Source organism: Bradyrhizobium sp. (genome assembly GCF_036009065.1).
Classification (GTDB): Bacteria; Pseudomonadota; Alphaproteobacteria; order Rhizobiales; family Xanthobacteraceae; genus Bradyrhizobium.
The window spans coordinates 1-6,078 of sequence record NZ_DASYMN010000023.1 but is presented as its reverse complement, the minus strand read 5'-3'; the positions used below and the strand labels follow the sequence as shown (position 1 = coordinate 6,078).

Below are 6,078 nucleotides of genomic sequence, written 5' to 3'. Positions count from 1 at the left end.
CTTCGCCATAGGCATCGGAGACGCCGATATAGCCGAGTGTCTTGACGCCGGTCTTGGCGATATATTTCAGGATGGCGTTGGCCATGATGTCGTCGTTCGGCACCACCTTGAACACCCATTTGCGCTTGTCATCCATCGGCGTGACCAGGATGGCGGCGGCGGCCATCGTCATCAGCGGCGTCTTCGCTTCCGCTGCGATGTCGATCAGCGGCAGGCTGACCGGGGTCAGCGACGAGCCGATCAGCACGTCGACCTTTTCTTCGGTGATGAGCTTGCGGCCGTTTTGCGCGCCTTTGGTCGGATCGGATTCGTCGTCGAGCGCGAAGTAGGTGATCTTCTGGCCGGCGATCTCCTTCGGCAGTGCCGCGACGGTCTTGCTCTGCGGCTGGCCGAGCGCCGCGCCCGGTCCCGACGCGCTCATGGTAATGCCCACCTTGATCTGCGCCTGCGCGCTGCCCAGCCCCAGCAGCGTCGCTGCGACGATCATCCAACTCTTGCGTAACATTTTGTTTTCTCCCTTTTGGTTGTTGTGATCCTAATACTCATTGCCGCCGAGGCCGAGATAACTTTCGACCAGTCGCGGATCCCGGGCAATTTCTGCCGGCGATCCTTCCGTGGTGATGACGCCCAATTCCATCACATATGCATAATCCGCGACCTCGAGTGCGGCGCGCGCGTTCTGCTCGACCAGCAGGATCGAAACGCCGGTCTTGCGCAAATCCGTCAGGATGTGAAAAACATCGCGAACAATTTTCGGCGCAAGGCCGAGGCTCGGCTCGTCGAGCATGAGAAGGGTAGGGCGCGCCATCAGCGCGCGGCCCATCGCCAGCATCTGCCGTTCGCCGCCGGAAAGCGTGCCGGCCAGCTGCTGGCGCCGCTCCTGCAGCCGCGGCAGGCGCGCATACACCTCTTCCATCGTCTGCTTTCGTTCAGCGCGCCTGCGCCGAAAACCTCCAAGCAGCAGGTTGTCCTCGACGGGCATGTCCGCGAACAGCTCGCGCCGTTCCGGCACCAGGCAGAGCCCGGCCTGCACGCGGCTCTCCAGCGGCACCGAATTGATCTCTGCGCCGCGGAAGCCGATATGGCCCCGCGCGCTCAAGAGCCCCATGACGGCGTTGAGCAGCGTGGTCTTGCCCGCGCCGTTGGAGCCGATCACGGTGACCAGCGCGCCTTTTGTCACCGAGATCGAAACGTCGTGCACGACCTGCGCCCGGCCGTAGGATACGCAGAGGTCCCTGACATCGAGCAGCGGCGCCGTCATGATACGCCTCCGAGATAGGCCTCGAGCACGACGGGGTCCTGCCGGATCGCGGAAGGGATGCCTTCGGCGATCCTGGTTCCGAAATCCAGCACTACGAGGCGATCGGCAAGGCTCATCACAAAATCCATGTCGTGCTCGACCAGCAGCACGCTGATCCCCTCGGCGCGCACTTCGCGCAGCAAACGTGCCAGCGCCTTCTTCTCGCCGACACGCAGGCCGGCGGCGGGTTCGTCCAGCAGCAGCAAGACCGGATTGAGACATAGCGCGCGGGCGACCTCGACCAGCCGCAATTGCCCCAGCGCCAAGGTGCCGGCCGGCTTGAACGCAACATCGGCAAGGCCGACGCGTTCGAGTTGGCGTCGCGCAGCGGCAAACAGCAGCGCTTCCTCGGCGCGATCGAGATCGAGGATCGAGCGAACGAGGCCCGCGCTGCCACGCCGGTGCGCCCCAAGCGCGACATTCTCGATCACGCTCATGTCGGCGACGATTTCGACATGCTGGAAGGTGCGGCCGAGGCCGAGTGCCGCGGCGCGTTGCGGGGTTTGCGCCTGCAGCGGGTGGCCCTCGAACTGAATCTGCCCCGAGGTGAGCGGCAGCACGCCGGTGATCAGGTTGAAGGTCGTGCTCTTGCCCGCGCCATTGGGGCCGATCAACCCGATGATGCGGCCGCTCTCAACCTCAAAACTGACGTCGTTGACCGCGACCAGCCCGCCGAATGCTTTTCGCGCGCTTTGCGCCTGCAACAATGGCGTTCCCGGCGCCGGTAGTAGCCGGTCGGGCAGCTGCTGATCGTCGCGCGGCACAGGTGGCGTCGTCGCCGGCGACGGGCCGAACAGAATCGGCCACAATCCGCCGGAAGCGAATTGCAGGATCAGCACCAGCACCGCGCCGAATGCGATGGCTTCGAAGTTGCCGGTATTGCCGACCAACCAGGGCAGGAAATTCTGCAGTTGGTCGCGCAGGACCGTAATTCCGGCGGCGCCGAGAATGGCGCCGTAGACGCGCCCCGCGCCGCCCAGCACCGCCATCAGCAGATATTCGGTGCCGGCGCTGATGCCGAATGGGCCTGGCGATACCGAACGCTGGAAATGCGCGTAGAGCCATCCGGCCAAGCCAGCGAGCATTGCGGCATAGACGAACACCGTGAGCTTGGCGGCGGCGGTGTTGACGCCGAAAGCCTCGGCGGCACGGGTGGAACGCCGGAGCGCGCGGATGGCGCGGCCGACGCGGCCGCCGAGTAGGTTTTGCGTCGCGATCACCGCGAGCACGACGGCGACCCAGACCGCCACGAAATATTCCCTGGGATGGATCAGCGCATGCATGCCGATCCGCAACGGCGGGATGCCGGCAAGTCCGTCATGGGCGCCGAGCCAGCTGATGTTTCCGAACAGATAGAAAAACGCGATGCCCCAGGCGATGGTGCCGAGCGGTAGGTAGTGGCCGGACAGCCGCACGGTGACCGCGCCGATCAAACCGGCGGCGATCATCGTCACGGCGAGCGAGACCGGCAGGGTCAGCCACGGCGAGACGCCGAAATGCACGGTCAGTACGCCGGTGGTGTAGGCGCCGAAGCCGACAAAGGCGGCCTGGCCGAAAGAAGTCATGCCGCCGACGCCGGTCAGCAGCACCAGACCGATGGCGACCAGACTGGAAATGCCGATGTAATTGAACAGCGTGACCCAGTAGTCCGGCATCAGCCCTGTGAAGGGCGCGACCAGGGCCGCCAGCGCGCAGACGATAGGCATGAACGGCCGCCAGGACAGCTTCATTCCGCCTCCTCGGCATGGGGCGCCACGAGCGAGCGCCATGCCAGCACCGGAATGATCAGCGTGAACACCAGCACTTCCTTGAAATTGCTGGCCCAGAACGAAAACAGCGCCTCGGCAAATCCGACGCCGAGGGCGGCGAGGACCGTCAGCGGATAGCTCACCAGTCCGCCGAGGATCGCCGCGACGAATGCCTTCAATCCGATCAGGAAACCGCTGTCATAAAACACCGTCATCAACGGGCCGACCAGTACGCCGGACACCGCGCCGAGCAGCGCGGCCAGCGCGAAGGCAATTTGCCCCGCGGCCGAGGTCGGAATTCCGACCAGGCGCGCGCCGATGCGGTTCGATGAGCAGGCGCGCAGCGCCTTGCCGAGCAGCGTGCGCCCGAAGAACAGCGCGAACAGCACCAGCAGCAGCGCGGTGACGATCAGCACCGCCACGCTCTGGCCGGTAATGACGAGATCGCCGAGGGAAAACGAGGCGGAAGAGAGCGGAGCGGTGCCGGTACCTTCCGGTCCGAAGAACAACAGACCCAGGCCCATCAGCGAAAAATGTACGCCAAAAGCGGCCATCAGCAGCACCAGCACGCTGGAATGGGCTATCGGTTCGAACGCGACGCGATAGATCATCGGGCCCATCGGCGTGATCAAGGCAATCGCAAGCAGAATATTGGACACTTGCCCGAGTTTTAACGGCGCCAGCGTTCGCGTCAGCAACAGCAACGCAATCGGCAGCGCCAGATCGAACAGGACGATTCTCAGGACGCGGCGCGCCGTCAGCTCGCGAAAATGCCGTATCAGTTCGGATGCCGCGGCGAGGCATCCAAGCGCCAGCAACAGCCACGGCGTCGACGGCATATGGCCGTTCTCAAGCGCGGCAATGGTGAGCGCGGTGAATGCCACGAATTCGCCCTGCGGCACCAAAATCACCCGCGTCACCGCGAACACCAGCACCGTCGCAATCGCAACCAGCGCATAGACCGCGCCGTTGATGATGCCGTCCTGCAGCAGAAACAGGAATATGGTTGCGTCCACGCGTGTCCTCCGGGGCAGCGTCTCTTGGCCCCGCCTCAGGGGGTGACGCTCTTGTCCTCCCGGCTAAAATTAACCAACCGCTCGTTCAATTCAAGCGCTTAATTCGACCGGGGTGTCTTGTTCGACAAATCGCTCCTTCCCTTCGAGGCTGGTTCGTCAACGTGCCAGTGCATCGATTTCGGCTGGCAATCCTCGATGGATGATGTGTTTGGAGAGCTCTCCCCTCGAGAAATCGCTTTGTTCGATGTGAGCCGCCGCTCTCAACCTTCCACGCATCGGGATCGATGACGGCTTTTTCGAACGCGGCGGCCATTCGGTGCTTGCGTTGCAATTGGTGTCGCAGATTCGCAAGAATATAAGCATTGAGGTTTCCGCTCGCGGTATTTTCTGTTTCCAACGGTAAGCAGCTTGCCGCCGAGCTGGGATCCAGGGAAAGCCAAAGCCAAACCAGATTGTCGGCTTAGGCGACCACGCGGGTTACGACACCTCTCCTTGTTGCGGGTAGAAGATCGGCGCCTGCGGGTCACGGTGCCAGTCATATTCGGCGTCTTTCACCGCCACCTCCGCCACGGCGCGGCCGGCGAGCCGGGATACCAGATAGAAACCCATATCGGTGCCGGCTGAAACGCCTGCCGAAGTGACGTATTTCCCGGCATCGACCCATCGCGAGACGCTGTCCCACAGCACCTTTGGACCCTGCTTTGTCACCCAGCCGAACGCCGCGTGATTTGTCGCCGCCGGCAGGCCGTCAAGCAGACCGCCACGTGCCAATACCGCCGCCCCGGTGCAGACCGAAGCCATGATCTGCACTTTCCCGTCCATCGCATGCAGCCAATCGAGCAGCGTCTTCACGTCCGCGGGATTTTGCTCCTCGTCAAGCAACGGCCACGTTCCTCCTCCGCCGGGTATCATCAGAACATCGAACGGCTCGTGCCGCGCCTGGTCGAATCCCATGTCGGGCATGACCGACGGTCCGTTCATGCTTTTGACCTTCTTGACTTCCTTGCCGATCAGCACGACTTCGAACGGATACGGTGGCCGGCTTGCATAGTTCGTGCCGAGGAATCGAGCGATCGTGAATGCTTCGGCGAAGCCGAAGACATCGATCGGCTCAAAGCCGTCAAATACGAACACGCCAATTTTCTGGGTGCGAGGAAATGCTGGACTTCCCGCCATGGTGCTGCCCTCCCTATGTTTCAAGACCAAATCTTTGACGCGCACATGTTCGCGGTTCATGGCGCCGAGAGCAATAAGGTAAACGATTGAAATATCAAAACGATTTTCCGTCGCACCCATGATGGACTGGAGTGACTGAGTGGAAAGCGAGGTACCATCAGCGCTTAGCGATAGCCAAACAAAGCGTGCAGTACCGAGTTGTTGTAAGGCGTGCGCAGGCGAATGATGTCGCAATTTAGATCTGGTCACTCGCGTAGCGCGGCCTACTCTCCCGGTGAATAGGAATGCTGACACGCTCGTCGTCCTGCCGCGCGGGTGCGCGGTCGAAGCCGACTCGCTGGTATTCAAGCGGATTCATGTTCGTGGCGAAGAAGATGTCGACCTCGAGCAGTCGTTGCAGGGGGATTCCCGAACGGCGCTGGCGCGAATTATTGGGCACTGACCGACTGCGAGTGACATGACCCCCCCGATTCGATGGTCGACGCGAGGCCGGCGGTGGCGTTGTCCGCGGCCCAGATATCGCTTGCCTGAGCGATCGAACGGGCTATTCGATCCTGGCGATCCCGGCTTTGATGATGACGTCCCGATATTTCACGACCTCGTCCAACAGGAATGTCCCGGCCTGGTCGAGCTCAAGCCCGATCGGCGCGGCGCCGATTTCTTCAAATCTGACCCGTACGGAAGGATCTTTCAGCGCTTCGTTCAACGCAGCGTTCAGTCGTTCGAGGATGTCCCTCGGCACGCCGGCGGGTGCGCCGAGCCCGAACCAGCCGTCGAACTTGTATTGCGGCAAGCCCGCTTGCGCTGTCGTCGGCGTATCGGGCAGCACAGCGAGCCG

Annotated in this window: 7 protein-coding genes and 1 pseudogene; 1 reads left to right on the top strand and 7 read right to left on the bottom strand. The window is 62.6% G+C overall.

The features are described 5' to 3' along the window. The 4 genes from VGP39_RS01410 to VGP39_RS01395 all read right to left on the bottom strand — a co-directional run. Nucleotides 1–505: ABC transporter substrate-binding protein (locus VGP39_RS01410; RefSeq protein WP_327566323.1), on the bottom strand; the 505-nt coding region annotated here is incomplete at its 3' end. A 30-nt stretch (nucleotides 506–535) separates the two neighbouring features. After that, on the bottom strand, nucleotides 536–1,261 hold the full coding sequence (locus tag VGP39_RS01405; protein ID WP_327566322.1) for an ABC transporter ATP-binding protein: 726 nt from the start codon (nucleotides 1,259–1,261) through the stop codon (nucleotides 536–538). Further along, complete coding sequence (locus VGP39_RS01400; RefSeq protein WP_327566321.1) at nucleotides 1,258–3,030, bottom strand: branched-chain amino acid ABC transporter ATP-binding protein/permease; 1,773 nt, start codon at nucleotides 3,028–3,030, stop codon at nucleotides 1,258–1,260. Before VGP39_RS01400 ends, VGP39_RS01405 begins: the two co-directional genes overlap by 4 nt. After that, the gene (locus tag VGP39_RS01395; RefSeq protein WP_327566320.1) at nucleotides 3,027–4,064 is read right to left on the bottom strand and encodes a branched-chain amino acid ABC transporter permease; all 1,038 of its coding nucleotides are present in this window, start codon (nucleotides 4,062–4,064) and stop codon (nucleotides 3,027–3,029) included. The genes VGP39_RS01400 and VGP39_RS01395 overlap by 4 nt, the downstream gene beginning before the upstream one ends. 271 nt (nucleotides 4,065–4,335) lie before the next feature. Between VGP39_RS01395 and VGP39_RS28080 the strand changes: the two are divergent. Further along, a pseudogene (locus tag VGP39_RS28080) lies at nucleotides 4,336–4,467 on the top strand (phosphopantetheine-binding protein); the annotation flags it as partial. A gap of 74 nt (nucleotides 4,468–4,541) precedes the next feature. On the opposite strand, the gene VGP39_RS01390 reads toward VGP39_RS28080, so the two are convergent. The 3 genes from VGP39_RS01390 to VGP39_RS01380 form a co-directional block, all read right to left on the bottom strand. Further along, complete coding sequence (locus VGP39_RS01390; protein ID WP_327566319.1) at nucleotides 4,542–5,360, bottom strand: DJ-1/PfpI family protein; 819 nt, start codon at nucleotides 5,358–5,360, stop codon at nucleotides 4,542–4,544. A gap of 115 nt (nucleotides 5,361–5,475) precedes the next feature. Continuing rightward, entirely contained in the window at nucleotides 5,476–5,679 is a 204-nt protein-coding gene (locus VGP39_RS01385) for a hypothetical protein (RefSeq protein ID WP_327566318.1), read from the bottom strand. A gap of 105 nt (nucleotides 5,680–5,784) precedes the next feature. After that, nucleotides 5,785–6,078: Bug family tripartite tricarboxylate transporter substrate binding protein (locus tag VGP39_RS01380; protein ID WP_327566317.1), on the bottom strand; the 294-nt coding region annotated here is incomplete at its 5' end.